The sequence below is a fragment of the Streptomyces sp. NRRL F-5135 genome, assembly GCF_000719775.1.
GTDB classification, from domain to species: Bacteria; Actinomycetota; Actinomycetes; order Streptomycetales; family Streptomycetaceae; genus Streptomyces; species Streptomyces hebeiensis.
Genome location: NZ_JOHR01000001.1, coordinates 816,594 through 830,665 on the forward strand (window position 1 = coordinate 816,594; position 14,072 = coordinate 830,665).

Genomic DNA, 14,072 nt, shown 5'->3' on the forward strand with positions numbered 1-14,072 from the left:
GCGGGCACGCGTCCCGGTGGGGCCGCGGCCCGGTCCGCGACGGACGGACGGCCCTCCGCACGGCTCCTGTCGAGCCGTGCGGAGGGCCGTCGTCACGCGGCCGGGACCTGGTGGGACCCGGCCGGCCCGGCCGCGGGTCAGCGGCGTTCGCGCAGCGAGTGCAGGTGCGCGGACGACTTGCGGGCGAAGGCCATGGAGTCCACGGGCTGGTCGTGCTCCACCTGCCAGTGGTGGCCGCGCCGGCCGCCGTGCGTCTTGTTCACCGCCGACATGAAGCGCCGGTAGTCGATGTCGCCGTCACCGACGTCCACCATCCGGTAGCCGTCGCGAGTGGTGGTGTCCTCGATGCCGTCCTTGACGTGGAAGAGCGGGTAGCGGTGCGGCTGCTTCAGGACGTAGCGCAGCGGGTCCAGCGGCGCGGGCCTGCCCTCCGGGGTCTTGCTGAAACGGAACTTGGCGGCGTGCGCCCAGTAGATGTCCATCTCCAGGTAGACCAGGTCGGGGTCGGTCTCGGCGAGCAGCACGTCGTAGAGCCGGACGTTCGGATCGTCCGTGGCGAAGGAGAACTCCTCCGCGTGGTTGTGCTGGTAGAACTTCATCCCGCGCCGCCTGGCCGCCGCGCCGTAGGTGTTGAAGTCCTCGGCGGCCCGCTTCCAGGCGTCGACGGTGGAGCCGTAACGGAACGGGCCCGCGGCGGTCCCTATGTGCTCCAGGCCGAGGGTCTGGGCGTCGTCCAGGACCTTCTCCAGGTTCTGGGCGAAGCTGTAGGCGTTGGGATTGTTGTTGTCGTAGTAGTTGACATGACTGCCGATGGGCTTCAGTCCGTGGTCCCTGGCGAGCCGCTTGAGCTGGGGCAGGGTGATGGCGCCCGCGGTGCCCTGGGTGTAGCCGGCGAACTCGATCTCGTCGTAGCCGAAGCGCTCCAGTTCGTCGAAGACCTTGGCGAAGCCGATCGTGGAAACCTTGTCGCGCAGCGAGTAGAGCTGGATGCCGAGGCGGCCGGGCGGCAGGACGGGCGCCCCCTTGCCGTGTCCGCCGTGGCCGTGGCCGAGATCGGGGGCGGGCGTCTTGTCGAGGGCGGCGGCCTGGGCGGCCGAGGCACCGAGGACGGCGGCGGCGGTGGCACCGGCGGCGACGCCGAGCATGCCCCGTCTGCTGAGCTTGTGGGCGAGTTCGGCGTCTGCGGGCTTCTTGCGGCTCATGAGGGAACTCCTTGTCGAGGGTGTGACCGGGCCGACCCGGCGGCCGGTGCCGGTCGCGGTACGGAGCCGGTCACGGCACGGGGCCGGTTGTCAGTGCCGTGCGGCAAGCTGGAGGAGCAGGGACTTCACATCGGTGGCCGCGACGCGGCCACCGACGGCTCGGGGGATGGAGCACAGGATGAGCGGACCTTCGTCGTCGCTCGGCGGAAGGCGGCCGTGGCTGCCGCGAATAGGTGACGGGTCGAGGGGCACGACCGCGAGCCGGTAGCGCATGCCGAGCTTCTTGCGGGCGATCGCCTTGGCCGCCTTGAGGCGGACGTACGGATCGAGCGGGTCCATGAACAGCTCGACCGGGTCGTAGCCGGGTTTGCGGTGGATCTCGACCAGCTGGGCGAAGTCGGGCGCCCGGTCGTCGTCGAGCCAGTAGTAGTACGTGAACCAGGCGTCCGGTTCGGCGACGGCCACCAGTTCACCCGACCGCGGGTGGTCGAGTCCGTGTCGCTTCTTGCCCTCGTCGTCCAGGAGTTCGTCGATGCCGGGCAGGTCCGCGAGGGCGGCGCGGGTGGCGTCGAGGTCCTCGGGACGGCGGACGTAGACGTGGGCGAGCTGGTGGTCCGCGACGGCGAACGCCCGGGAGGCCATGGGGTCCAGGTACTCCATGCCGTCCTGGGTGTGGACCTCCAGCAGTCCGGCGCGGCGCAGGGCGCGGTTGATGTCGACCGACCGGGACACCCGGGTGATGCCGTACTCGGACAGGGCGACCACGGTCCGGCCCTCGGCCGCGGCCTCGTCGAGCAGCGGGGCCATGACCGTGTCGAGTTCGGCCGCCGCGCGGTGCGCGCGGGGGTCGTCGGGGCCGTAGCGCTGGAGGTCGTAGTCGAGGTGCGGGAGGTAGCACAGCGCCAGGTCGGGCGTGCGGGTGCGGATGATGTGGCGGGTGGCGTCCACGATCCAGCGGGAGGAGACGATGTCGGCGCCCGGCCCCCAGAAGTGGAAGAGGGGGAACGTACCGAGCTTCTCGGTCAGTTCGTCGTGCAGCGCGGGCGGGCGGGTGTAGCAGTCCGGTTCCTTGCGGCCGTCCGCGTAGTAGACCGGCCGGGGGGTGACGGTGTAGTCGGTGTCGGCGCCCATGGCGTACCACCAGCAGATGTTGGCGACCGTGTAGCCGGGGTGGGCGCGGCGGGCGGCGTCCCAGAGCTTGTCGCCGGCGACCAGGCCGTTGTGCTGGCGCCACAGGAGGACGTCGCCCAGCTCGCGGAAATACCACCCGTTGCCGACGATGCCGTGCTCGGCCGGGAGGGTGCCGGTGAGGAAGGTGGACTGCGCGCTGCACGTCACGGCGGGCAGGACGGTGGTGAGCGGGGCCTGGGAGCCGGCCCGCGCCAGCCGTTTCAGGTGCGGCATGTGTTCGAGGAGCCGGGGGGTGAGGCCGACGACGTCGAGCACGAGGAGGGGGGTGGGCCGGGTGGCGGACCCGGGCGCGGCCTGGTCGGCGGGCCGGTCGGCGGCCCGGGGGGTGGACTGGGGTGCGTCCGTCACGGCAGCTCCTTCAGGCCGAGGTCGACCAGCAGGTCGCGGGCCAGGGTGAGTTCGGCGGCGATCCCGTCGGCGAGCCGGCCGCGCGAGCGGGGGCGCAGCTCCGGCGGGAGGGCCTGCCAGGTGTACGTCTCGACCTCCAGGTGCCGGGTGCGCGGGGCGGGGCCGCCGACGAGCCGGGCGAGGGCGTCCTGGAGCACGGGGAGGGTGGAGGTGAGCGGCGGGGCGGGCGGGGCGTGCAGCGGGACGTGGAAGTGGGCGCGCCAGGGGGCGGTGTCGGGCAGGGCGTCGCCGCCGAGGGCTTCGTCCAGGTCGTCGGTGCCGAGCAGGCCGTCGGGGGTGAGGGTGCGGGTCTGGTGCAGGAAGCGGGGTTCGGCGAACGCGCCGAGCGCGGCCCGTACCTCGGGCAGGTGCGGCGACTGCGCGTGCAGGGCGGCGGAGAGCTGGGCCTTGGGGATGGTGACGCGGGCGGCGTCCAGGGCGTCGAAGGCGGTCCCCGGGTCCTCGAAGGAGGTGGCGAGGTGGCAGGTGTCGACGCAGATGCCGATCCGGTCGCTGCCGACGCCGGTGAGCGGGCGGATGGCGTCGGCGGTGGTCTCGACGGTGCAGCCGGGTTCCGGTTCCAGGGCGATCCGTACGGTCTTGCCGGTCAGCTCCTCCAGGGCTTCGAGTCGTTCGGCGAGGACGGTCAGCGCGGTGTGCGCGGCGCGCGCGGCGGCGGTGTCGTACGCGGTGCGCCAGGCGAGCGGAAGGGTGGAGACGGAGCCCTCGGTGACGTCGTCGGGCAGCAGCGCGGCCAGCAGCCGGGCCAGGTCGACGGTGTGGGAGAGCCGTTCGGGGTCGGCCCAGTCCGGCTTGTACACACGGTACTTGACCTCTTCGGCGCCGAATCCCTCGTACGGGAAGCCGTTGAGGGTGACGACCTCCAGGCCGCGCCGGTCCAGTTCGGCGCGCAGGCCGCGCAGCGCGGCCGGGTCGGCCGCGAGGGTCCGTGCGGCGCCCCTGGCGAGCCACAGGCCGATGCCGAGCCGGTCCCGGCCCAGGCGTCTGCGCACCGGCTCGCAGTGGTCGCGGAGCTGGGCGAGGACGCCGTCGAGCGTCTCGGCGGGGTGGACGTTGGTGCAGTAGGAGAGGTGGACGGTGGAGCCGTCGGGGTGGCGGAAGCGCATCGGGCGCTCACTCCCCGCCGCGCAGGATGGAGTTGCCCTCGTGCAGGTCCGCCGGTGGCGGGACGTCGAGCTGGAGTCTGCCGCTCAGGCCGTAGAAGGCGACGGGGTTGCGCCAGAGCACCTTGTCGACGTCGTCCTCGCCGAACCCGGCGGCGAGCATGGCGTCCCCCACCTTGCGCGTCTTCAGGGGGTCGCTCCTGCCCCAGTCGGCGGCCGAGTTCACCAGGACCTTGTCGGTGCCGTGGGCCTTGAGGACGGCCACCATCCGGTCCTCGTCCATCTTGGTGTCGGGGTAGATGGAGAAGCCGAGCCAGCCGCCGCTGCCGGCCGCCTCCTTGACGGTGGTCTCGTTGAGGTGGTCCAGCAGGACGTGCTCGGGGTCGAGGGCGGATTCGCGTACGACGTCGATGGTGCGGCGAAGTCCGGCGAGCTTGTCGCGGTGCGGGGTGTGGACGAGCGCGGGCAGGCCGTGGTCGGCGGCGAGCTGCAACTGGGCGGCCAGCGCGTGGTCCTCGGCCGGGGTCATGGAGTCGTAGCCGATCTCGCCGACGGCGACGACGGAGTCCTTGACGAGATAGCGGGGCAGGTCGTCCAGGACGGGGACGCAGCGCGGGTCGTTGGCCTCCTTCGGGTTGAGGGCGAGGGTGCAGTGGTGGGCGATGCCGTACTGGGCGGCGCGGAACGGCTCCCAGCCGAGCAGCGCGTCGAAGTAGTCGTGGAAGCTGGCGGGTGAGGTGCGGGGCTGGCCGAGCCAGAAGGACGGTTCGACCAGCGCGCGGACGCCGGCGGCGTACATCGCCCGGTAGTCGTCCGTGGTACGGGAGGTCATGTGGATGTGGGGGTCGAAGATGCGCATCAGGACTCCTCGCCGGTCAGGTTCAGCGCGCGGGTCAGGTCGGCGGGCACGGGGCGGCCGGCGGCGGTGCGCTCGGCCGCGAAGTCGGCGAGCATACGGGCCAGTTCGGTGTCCTTGTGGGCGCGGCGCTCCAGGTCGTGGACGGCGTCGAGGGGGACGCCCGTGAAGAGGCACTTGAGGACGGCGTGCCGCCAGGCGTGGGGGTCGAGGTGGGCGGCGGCGTACGGGCCGACCGCGGCGGCGACCAGGCTGGTGTCGTTGGTGCGCAGGGCGTCCTCGACGAGCGGCAGGGCGCCGGGGCCCGCGACGCGGTCGGGCAGGGCGAGCAGGACGGCGCGGCGTTCGGCCGCGGTGCCGTGCCGGTAGAGCCGGGTGAGGGTGGCGAGCGGCGCGCGGGCCCGCTGCAGCAGGAGCGTGCGTACGGCGTCGGCGTGCGTACGGCCCGCGTGGCGGCCGGCGGCGGCGAAGCGAAGCTCCCAGGGGGCGGGGGCAACGTTGTCGCTCGCGGTCCCGCTCCCGGTGGGCGCGGCGGTTCCCACCGCTTCGGCGGGGCCCGGTGTTCCGGTGTCCTCGGCGGCTTCGGCGGCCCGGTCCGCCTCGGCCAGGGCGGTGTCGAGCCAGGCGCGGGCGGCCGGGTCGAGGCCGGGCAGCGGCTGGTCGGGGGCGGGTGTCATGCGCGTACCCCTTTCGCGCGGGCGGCCCGGAGGAAGTCCAGTGAGGTACGGGCGAGTTCCGGCCCGGCGTGGGAGTGGCGGGGCAGTTCGACCACCGTCAGGCCCTGGTAGCCGGTCGCGTCGAGCGCGTCGAGCAGGGGCGGGAAGTCCATCTCGCCCTCCCCGAAGGGCAGGTGCTCGTGGACGCCGCGGCGCATGTCCTCGATCTGGACGTGGCGGAGCCAGGGCGCGGCTTCCCGCACGCAGTCGGCGGGTGAGGCGGGTTCCAGGCACTGGCAGTGGCCGAGGTCCAGCGTGAGACCGAGACCGTCGGGGTCGCCGAGGCGGTGCCTGAGCGTATGGAAGTCGGCGAGGCGTCCGACGAGGTGGCCGGGCTCCGGTTCCACGGCGAGCGGCACGCCCGCGGCCCGGGCGGCCTCCAGGGCGGGTGCGATGGCTTCTTCGAGGCGTTTCCAGGCGGTGTCCGGGTCGGTGCCGTCCGGGGTGACGCCGCTGAAGCAGTGCACGGCGTGCGCGCCGAGGTCGGCGGCGACCTCGACCGCGGTGACGAGCAGTTCGCCGCGCGCGGCACGGCCGGCCGGATCGGGGTCGAGCAGGGACGGTCCGTGCTTGCGGCGCGGGTCGAGCACGTAGCGCGCGCCCGTCTCGACGGTGACCGCCAGCCCCAGCCGCTCCAGGGTGCGAGCGACCCGCCGGGTGCGGCCGGCGAGGCCCGGTGTCATGGGGTCGAGGTGCATGTGGTCGAGCGTGAGCCCGACCCCGTCGTAGCCGAGGTCGGCGAGCAGCGCGAGCGCGTCGTCCAGCCGCAGGTCGGTGAGCCCGTTGGTGCCGTAGCCGAATCGCAGACTCATGTGGGGCTCACTTTCCGTGCGACGGTACGGGCGAGGGGAACGAGCCCCATGACGCCCACGGCCGCCCCGGCCACCCCGCCCCGCGCGGCGAGGGCGGCCTGGAACGGGATCATGGCCCGGATCCCGCGCCCGACGGCGCGCTGGGTGAGCGGCGGGGAGGGATTGAGGACGGCGTGCAGGAGGGGTGGTGCGGCGGTGGCGAGGTAGGAGGCGGCGAGGCCCGCGGTGAGGGCGCGGTGGGAGGCCGTACGGCCGACGGCGAACCGGCCGGGTCCGACCCGGCCGCCGGAACCGGAGCCGCCGGAACCAGCGGTCCCCGGCCCCGCCGGTGCGGGACTTCGCGACGCCGGGGGCCCGTACGGCGAGGGCGCCGGGGTCCTGTCCGGCGAGGGCCCCGTGGTCCGGGGCGCCGGCGGCGTGCCGGGCCGCGCCGTGAAAAGGGCCAGGGCGGCTGTCGCCGCGAGTGCGGCCAGCGGGGCTTTCGTCGAGCCGCCCTGGGTCTCGTGACGGGAGACGGTGGTGACCGCCACCGTGTGCGCGCCGAGGAGGGCCGCGGACGGCAGTGCCGCCCGTGCGCCCGCCCAGGCTCCGGGGGACCGTACGTCCGGGGAGAGCCGCGCGCCGCGCCCACGCGGGCCGGGCGGCGCGGGCACCGCGCTCCCGGCTCCACGGGGGCCCCGCCCCGTGCCGGTCGCACCGGTCGGTCCCGGCCGGGGGCGGCTCCCGGAGGGCCGGGTCCCGCGCTCGGTGGCCGCGCCGCCCGGCCGGGGCGCCGGACGCCCGGCCCCCGGCGTGGCGGTGTGCCCGCCCGCCGGCGCGGCGGTCGCCGTCGCGCCCAGCAGGAGGTCCAGCGCCCGCGCCGCCCCCATCGCCGCCGGGCCCGCCGCCGTGTGCTTGAGCTTCAGGTCGTACGCCCACACCGTCGCCGCCAGCGCCGTGCCCACCGCGAGCGGGACCCGGCCGGCGCGGGCGGCCAGGGCGAGCCCGGCCGCCGTCAGGGCGCCCGCGGCCGCCAGGGCGGCCGGGGCGGAGACACGGCCCGAGGGGATCGGCCGGTGGGGGCGGTCGACGGCGTCCTCGTCCCGGTCCGCCCAGTCGTTGAGGGCCATGCCGGCCTCGTACAGGCACAGCGACGCGCCCACGGCCAGCGCGGTGCCGCGGTGCGGCCGTACGCCCAGGGCCGAGGCGCCCGCCAGGGCGTCCCCCGGGACGGTGAACAGCGCGGACACCCGCAGCAGCTCCGCCCAGGCCCGCAGCCGGCCCCGTCCGCGCGGGCTCACCGGGCCGCCTTCAGCCGCTCCGCGAAGCCCAGCAGCGCCTCGAACTGCGCGGCCAGCGCGGCCGGGCCCCCGTCCGGGTCCTTGAAGTAGAAGCCCAGCTCGGGCAGCGGCCCGCTCAGCCCGGCCTCGTGCGCCCGCGCCACCAGCCGGACGAGATCGAGCACCAGCGGCGCGGCGAGCGCCGAGTCACAGCCCTGCCAGATCGTCTGGAGCACCATCCGGGAGCCCAGGAACCCGTCGAAGGCGATGTGGTCCCACGCCGTCTTCCAGTCGCCGAGCGCCGGTACGTCGTCGATGTGCACCTCGCCCTCGGGGGCCGTCCCCAGCGTGTCGGCGAGGACGCGTTCCTTGCCCGCGTTCTTGGCCGCAGCCGCGGCCGGGTCGGCCAGCGCCGCCCCGTCCCCGCCGCCCAGCAGGTTCGTGCCCGACCAGGCCCGTACCGTCAGGGCGCGCTGGACGAACATGGGGGCGAGCACGGAACGGAGCAGCGTCTGGCCGGTCTTGCCGTCGCGGCCGGCGTGGGGAAGCCCGCCGGCCTCGGCGGCGGCCGGCAGTCCGGGGGTCCGGATGCCGGTCGACGGGGTGAAGTTGACGTACGGGCAGCCCGCCCGCACGGCCGCCGTCGCGTACAGCGCGCTGGCGGGCAGCCGGGGGTCGTCCGGCGACGGGGCGGGTTCCGTGGAGGAGACGTTGACGACGACGGTCCGTGCGACGCCGGTGCGGCGGCCGAAGTCGGCGAGGTCGGCGGCGAACGCGGCGATGATCTCCTCGTCGTCGCGCGTGTCCCCCGCCTGCGGTCCGCCCGGTCTGATCTCCCGGTCGGCGGCGGCGAGTTCGGCGCGTACGGCGGAGGACAGGCCGTGCGGCAGCACGCCCGCGGCCGTCAGCTCCTCGGCCCGTTTCGGCAGCGGACAGCTCGCCGTGTCATGGCCGCCGAAGACGAGCGAGGCCAGGCCCGGCAGGCCGGACTCGGCGAAGGGCGCGGTCTCGGTGACCATGCCCGTCGGGGGGTGCAGACCCGCGGTGATCGCCGCGCAGCCCGCGACGGCGGTGGTGGCGACGGAGCCACGCGCTCCGACGAACCAGACTCCGGTGCGTGCTGCCGTCGATTCTGTACTGGCCGTCGTCACGGGGTGCCTCCTTGCGGGGTGGTACGGAATGCGGAGTAGTGCGTATTGCCGGGCGGTGCGTATTGCCGAGTGGTGGCCGGGCATCGGGCGGTGGCCGAGGGCCGGCCGGTCGGGAAAGGGGCTGAGGTGGACGGCGGGCGAGGGGTTCGGCGCCTCCCCCGCCCGCCGCCCGTCCGACGGGCCGCCCGCCCGGGCCCCGAAGGGTCCTGGCGGGCGGCCGGTTCTAGGAGGAGGGCAGTTCCTTGAGCTGGATGTCACGGAAGGACACCTGGTCGTCGGCCCCGTGGTTCTGGAGGCCGATGTAGCCGTCCTTCAGGCTGCGCGCCGGGTCCGTGTTGGTGAAGTCATTGATCTTCACACCGTTGAGGAAGACCTGGAGCCGCTCGCCCTGGACCTTGATCTCGTACGCGTTCCACTGCCCGGGCGGCCGGAGCACCCGGTCCCTGGCCTTCACGTCGGCGGACTTGAAGCCGTAGACGGCGCCCGTCGTACGGTCCGGGGCGTCGGTCGCGTCGATCTGTACCTCGTACCCCTTGTTCACCGCCGACCACGGGTCGTCGGAGGCCGGGAAGCCCACGAACACGCCCGAGTTGTCGTCGCCCTCCATCTTCCAGTCGAGCTTGAGCGAGTAGGACTTCAGTTCCTTGGCCTGGTACCAGAGGAGTCCCATCCCGCCCTCGGAGCGCAGTTCGCCGTCCACGACGTTGAACTTGCCCGGTCCGGCCTGCTTCCAGCCCTCCAGCGTCTTGCCGTTGAAGATGTCCCGGTAGCCGGTCCGCGGCTCGCAGTCGGCCTTCACCTGGCCGGCCGCGTAGCGCAGCCCGCCCAGCAGGTGCCGGCGGAAGGCCGCGTCCTCGTACGATTCCTTCGTGTGGCCGCCGCCGGTGTAGAACGACCGGCCGCCCCCGTAGGTCTGGCACCAGGCGATCGGGTGGTCGCCCTTCATGGTGCCGCCCTGGTAGGTGGTCTCGTCCAGGGTGGCGAGGACACGGGCCTTCTCGCGCGGGTTGGTGCGGTAGTTGTACCACTCGTCGGTGCGCTGCCACTCGTCGTCCAGGTGGGCGGTCGACGGGTGGTCCTTGTCCTCGACCCGCACGGTGGCCTGCTGGATCGCCGGGTGGGAGTCGAAGTACGCGCCGACGAGCCCGCCGTAGAAGGCCCAGTCGTACTCGGTGTCGGCCGCCGCGTGCACCCCCATGTAGCCGCCGCCGGTGGCGACGTAGTTCTCGAACGCCTTCTGCTGCTCCGCGTCGAGGACGTCACCGGTGGTGGAGAGGAAGACCACCGCGTCGTAGCGGGCCAGGTTGTTGGTGGTGAACTGGGCCGCCGTCTCCGTGGCGTCGACGGTGATCCCCGTGGTCTTGCCCAGCTCCTTCAGGGCGGCGACGCCCGCGGAGATCGAGTCGTGGCGGAATCCCGCGGTCTTGGAGAAGACCAGGACCCGCTTCTCGGTCTTGCCGGGGGCCTTCGTCGATATCTCGAAGTCGTCCAGGTCGAACAGCGCTCCGGAGCCGCCCTTGAAGACCAGGAACAGCTCGGTGGTCTTCTTCGGCACGGACCGCAGAGGCACGTCCACGTCCTGGAAGGTCTCCCAGCCGCCGGTGACCGGGATCGGCGCCGAACCCAGCAGGGTGCCCTTGGCGGAGCCGGTCCGTACCTCCAGGAAGCCGCCGGAGCCGCCGGACGAGACCCGGGCCGTGAGCGTCTTCGAACCGGTCAGGTTGTACGGCTTGAAGGAGATCCAGTCGCCGTTGTCGATGTCACCGACGGTCTTGCCGCCGTTGGCGGCCTCCTTCTCGATCACATTGACGCCGGAGGACCCGGTGAAGTGCTCGGCCTGCCGGTGGCGGGGCTGGAGCTGCGCCTGGTCGTGGCTGGTGAGCGCGGCCTGGCCGCCGCCCCCGCCGTCGGTGTACTCGGCGTCGATCACACCGAAGATGTTGGCGTTGGGGTCGTGCTCGGCGTCCGCGGGGGCGGTGATGGTGCCCTCGCAGCCGTTCGCCGAGGTGATCGGGTGGCCGTGGTTGTCATGGCCGAGGACGTAGCGGACCGTCACCTTGGAGCAGTCGATCGTGCCGTCCTCGGGGTCGCTGACCTTCACTTTGAAGGGCAGTGTGTCACCGAAGTCGAACAGGGTTCCGTCGGCGGGGAGCTCCAGTGTCACCGTGGGCGCGGTGTTGCCGACGACCACCCGGACGGACGCCGTGCCGGTGCGTTCGGTGGGGTCGGTGACCGTGAGCCGTGCGCTGTAGGTGCCGTTCTTCTTGTACGTGTGCGTGGGGTTGGCCCCGGTGGAGGTGGAGCCGTCGCCGAAGTCCCACTGGTACGACAGCTCGTCGCCGTCCGGGTCCTGGGTGCCGGCGGAGGAGAAGGCCACCTTCAGCGGAGCCTTGCCGGAGGTCTTGCTCGCGGTGGCCTCGGCGATCGGTGACTTGCCGCCGGTGGCGTTCTCGATGCGGTAGAGCGCGGAGAACTCGTCGCCGCCGAACCAGGAGAGGCCGTAGTCCAGGACGTAGAGCGCGCCGTCGGGGCCGAAGTCCATGTCCATGATCTGGGTGCCAGTCCACGGGAACGGGTTGATCTTCTCGACCGTTCCGTCCTCGCCCTGCTCGATCCGCTTGATCCACTTGCGGCCGAACTCCCCGGCGAAGAAGTCGCCGTCGTAGGCCTCGGGGAACTTCACCGGCGAGTCGAGGTCCGCGTCGTAGCGGTAGACGGGCCCGGCCATCGGGGACTCCGAGCCGGTGCCGAACTCGGGCACGCTGCCGCCGTCGTAGGGGATCCACGCGGGCTTCGCGGCCGGGAGGTCGGTCAGGCCGGTGTTGTTCCGGGAGGTGTTCTTGGGAGCCGAGCAGTCGAAGGCCTCGCCGGACTGCTTGGTCGCGAAGTCGTAGTCGATGAACGGCTCGTTGTTGCCGACGCAGTACGGCCAGCCGAAGTTGCCCGCCTCGGTGACCCGCGCGAACTCGACCGTTCCGGACGGCCCGCGGGTCGGCGACGCGGCGCCCGCGTCGGGCCCGTAGTCACCGACGTACACGATGCCGGTCTTCTCGTCGACCGAGATGCGGAACGGGTTGCGGAAACCCATCGCGTAGATCTCGGGCCGGGTCTTCTCCGTGCCCGGAGCGAAGAGGTTGCCCTCCGGGATGGTGTACGAACCGTCCTCCGCGACCTTGATCCGCAGGAGCTTGCCGCGCAGGTCGTTGGTGTTGCCGGCGCTGCGCTGGGCGTCGAACGCGGGGTTGCGGTCGGTCCGTTCGTCGATCGGGGTGTAGCCGTCGGAGGCGAACGGGTTGGTGTCGTCACCGGTCGACAGGTACAGGTTGCCGTCCGCGTCGAAGTCGATGTCGCCGCCGACGTGGCAGCAGGTGCCGCGCGACGCGGCGACGTCGAGGACCTTCTTCTCGCTCGCCGCGTTCAGCGTGCCGTCCTCGTTGAGCGTGAAGCGCGAGAGGCGGTTGATGCCGTCGAAGGGGGCGAAGTCGGCGGCCGTGCCGTTCTCGGGGGCGTCGCCGGCGGGTGTGTCGAGCTTGGGCGCGTAGTAGAGGTAGATGGCGCGGTTCTCGGCGAACCCGGGGTCGACACCGACGCCCTGGAGCCCTTCCTCGTCATGGCTGTAGACGTCCAGCTTGCCGGCGATCGTGGTGTCGCCGCCGGCGTCGGTGATCCGGAGTGTGCCGTCCCGCGAGGTGTGCAGCACACTGCGGTCCGGGAGCACGGCGAGCGACATGGGCTCACCGGTCTCGTCGGCGCCCTTGGCGAGGGTCACCTGCTGGAAGTCCTCGGCGGCGGCGGGATCGTCATGGCCGGGGTCGTCGTGCCCGGGGTCGTGGGCGACGGCCGCCGCGCCGGAATCGGCGGCTGTGGCGGGCACGGCGCTGAGGCTCGCTGCCGCGAGCATGGCGCCCGTCAGGAGCGCGAGGAGGGTTCTGGCTCGGGTGCGTTTACGGTGCACGGATCCTCCACAATGGGGCTGTACGTACGCGCGGATGCCGTTACGGGCGCGGCGGTCACCCGCCGTGCCCGCCTCCGTTCCCCGGCCCCGGTGCTCGTCCTGTACCGGGCGGGGCGGAGGTGGCTTCGTCACCGACGTGCGCCGTCACATCGGGGACCACCTATGTCCTGTACACATCAGGGACGGTAGCTGTGTTCGTCCTGCACGAAAAGACCTTGCGCAGGGGTGAAGTTGAACTTTCCCCAGCGGAAAGACAAAGGGGACGCCGGAAGCGCCCGCGGCGGACACCTTTCCCTCACAGAAAACCCCGGAAACCGCGAGAACGGTGAGAAACCGCGGGAATGGCGGGAAACCGCGAGAGAGGAGGAGCGCGCCGCCGCGGGCGGACGCCGCCGGCTACGACACTACGAACCGAAAGCCGCGTCGAACGAACTCTGCGGCGGCTCGAAGTCGAACCGCTTCAAATGCGCCAGTGCCTCCGGCGCGCCCGCGAGCCGGTCCATCCCCGCGTCCTCCCACTCCACGGAGACCGGCCCCTCGTACCCGATCGACCGGAGCATCCGGAACACGTCCTCCCACGGCACGTTCCCGTGCCCCGCGGAGACGAAGTCCCAGCCGCGCCGCGGGTCGCCCCAGGGCAGGTGCGAGCCGAGACGGCCGTTGCGGCCGTCCAGGCGCTTGCGGGCCTCCTTGCAGTCGACGTGGTAGATCCGGTCCTTGAAGTCGTAGAGGAAGCCGAGCGGGTCCAGGTCCTGCCACACGAAGTGGCTGGGGTCGAAGTTCAGCCCGAACGCGGGCCGGTGACCGACCGCCTCCAGGGCGCGGTGCGTGGTCCAGTAGTCGTACGCGATCTCGCTGGGGTGGACCTCGTGGGCGAAGCGGACCCCCTCGGCGTCGAAGACGTCCAGGATCGGGTTCCACCGCTCGGCGAAGTCCTCGTACCCCCGCTCGATCATGCCGGGCGGGACGGGCGGGAACATCGCCACCAGGTGCCAGATCGAGGATCCGGTGAAGCCGATGACGGTGTCGACGCCGAAGGCCGCCGCGGCCCGCGCGGTGTCCTTGATCTCGGCGGCGGCGCGCTGCCGCACGCCCTCGGGCTCCCCGTCGCCCCAGATCCGGGCGGGCAGGATGTTCTGGTGCCGCTCGTCGATGGGGTGGTCGCAGACGGCCTGGCCCACCAGGTGGTTGGAGATGGCCCAGCACTTCAGTCCGTACTTGTCGAGCAGTTCGTGGCGGCCCGCCAGGTAACCGGGGTCGGCGAGCGCCTTGTCGACCTCGAAATGGTCCCCCCAGCAGGCGAGTTCCAGGCCGTCGTAACCGAAGTCACGGGCGAGCCGGCACACCTCCTCCAGGGGCAGATCGGCCCACTGGCCGGTGAACAGTGTGAACGGGCGGGGCATTCGTGCCTCCTTGATA

10 protein-coding genes are annotated in these 14,072 nt (G+C 72.7%); all 10 read right to left on the minus strand.

What is annotated here, in order from left to right; translation table 11 throughout:
- Positions 1-137: 137 nt before the first annotated feature.
- Positions 138-1,202: a sugar phosphate isomerase/epimerase family protein gene (locus IG02_RS0103605; RefSeq protein WP_030741676.1), complete on the minus strand. Its 1,065-nt coding sequence runs from the start codon at positions 1,200-1,202 to the stop codon at positions 138-140.
- Positions 1,203-1,292: 90 nt separating this feature from the next.
- On the minus strand, positions 1,293-2,741 hold the full coding sequence (locus IG02_RS0103610) for a nucleotide pyrophosphatase/phosphodiesterase family protein (protein WP_051764361.1): 1,449 nt from the start codon (positions 2,739-2,741) through the stop codon (positions 1,293-1,295).
- On the minus strand, positions 2,738-3,907 hold the full coding sequence (gene eboE, locus IG02_RS0103615; RefSeq protein ID WP_030741682.1) for a metabolite traffic protein EboE: 1,170 nt from the start codon (positions 3,905-3,907) through the stop codon (positions 2,738-2,740). The genes IG02_RS0103610 and eboE overlap by 4 nt, the downstream gene beginning before the upstream one ends.
- Before the next feature lie 7 nt (positions 3,908-3,914).
- Positions 3,915-4,763, minus strand: coding sequence for a TatD family hydrolase (locus tag IG02_RS0103620; RefSeq protein ID WP_030741684.1), 849 nt, complete (start codon positions 4,761-4,763; stop codon positions 3,915-3,917).
- Positions 4,763-5,437 (minus strand): EboA domain-containing protein, encoded by a 675-nt coding sequence (locus tag IG02_RS0103625; protein ID WP_030741687.1) that lies wholly within the window; start codon positions 5,435-5,437, stop codon positions 4,763-4,765. The genes IG02_RS0103620 and IG02_RS0103625 overlap by 1 nt, the downstream gene beginning before the upstream one ends.
- On the minus strand, positions 5,434-6,288 hold the full coding sequence (locus tag IG02_RS0103630) for a sugar phosphate isomerase/epimerase family protein (protein ID WP_030741689.1): 855 nt from the start codon (positions 6,286-6,288) through the stop codon (positions 5,434-5,436). The genes IG02_RS0103625 and IG02_RS0103630 overlap by 4 nt, the downstream gene beginning before the upstream one ends.
- Positions 6,285-7,568 (minus strand): UbiA family prenyltransferase, encoded by a 1,284-nt coding sequence (locus IG02_RS0103635; protein ID WP_234314583.1) that lies wholly within the window; start codon positions 7,566-7,568, stop codon positions 6,285-6,287. The genes IG02_RS0103630 and IG02_RS0103635 overlap by 4 nt, the downstream gene beginning before the upstream one ends.
- Positions 7,565-8,698, minus strand: coding sequence for an inositol-3-phosphate synthase (locus tag IG02_RS0103640; protein WP_030741694.1), 1,134 nt, complete (start codon positions 8,696-8,698; stop codon positions 7,565-7,567). The genes IG02_RS0103635 and IG02_RS0103640 overlap by 4 nt, the downstream gene beginning before the upstream one ends.
- 223 nt (positions 8,699-8,921) lie before the next feature.
- Positions 8,922-12,599: a ThuA domain-containing protein gene (locus tag IG02_RS0103645; protein WP_078854147.1), complete on the minus strand. Its 3,678-nt coding sequence runs from the start codon at positions 12,597-12,599 to the stop codon at positions 8,922-8,924.
- Between the two features lie 458 nt (positions 12,600-13,057).
- A complete protein-coding gene (locus IG02_RS0103650; RefSeq protein WP_030741700.1) occupies positions 13,058-14,056 on the minus strand; it encodes a sugar phosphate isomerase/epimerase family protein in 999 nt (332 codons plus the stop codon).
- Between the last annotated feature and the right edge of the window lie 16 nt (positions 14,057-14,072).

Excerpts from the sequence above, each read along its gene's own strand:
- IG02_RS0103605 (WP_030741676.1), bottom strand. The coding sequence starts at position 1,202 with ATGAGCCGCAAGAAGCCCGCAGACGCCGAACTCGCCCACAAGCTCAGC.
- eboE (WP_030741682.1), bottom strand. The coding sequence starts at position 3,907 with ATGCGCTTCCGCCACCCCGACGGCTCCACCGTCCACCTCTCCTACTGC.
- IG02_RS0103620 (WP_030741684.1), bottom strand. The coding sequence starts at position 4,763 with ATGCGCATCTTCGACCCCCACATCCACATGACCTCCCGTACCACGGAC.
- IG02_RS0103625 (WP_030741687.1), bottom strand. The coding sequence starts at position 5,437 with ATGACACCCGCCCCCGACCAGCCGCTGCCCGGCCTCGACCCGGCCGCC.
- IG02_RS0103630 (WP_030741689.1), bottom strand. The coding sequence starts at position 6,288 with ATGAGTCTGCGATTCGGCTACGGCACCAACGGGCTCACCGACCTGCGG.
- IG02_RS0103645 (WP_078854147.1), bottom strand. The coding sequence starts at position 12,599 with ATGCTCGCGGCAGCGAGCCTCAGCGCCGTGCCCGCCACAGCCGCCGAT.
- IG02_RS0103650 (WP_030741700.1), bottom strand. The coding sequence starts at position 14,056 with ATGCCCCGCCCGTTCACACTGTTCACCGGCCAGTGGGCCGATCTGCCC.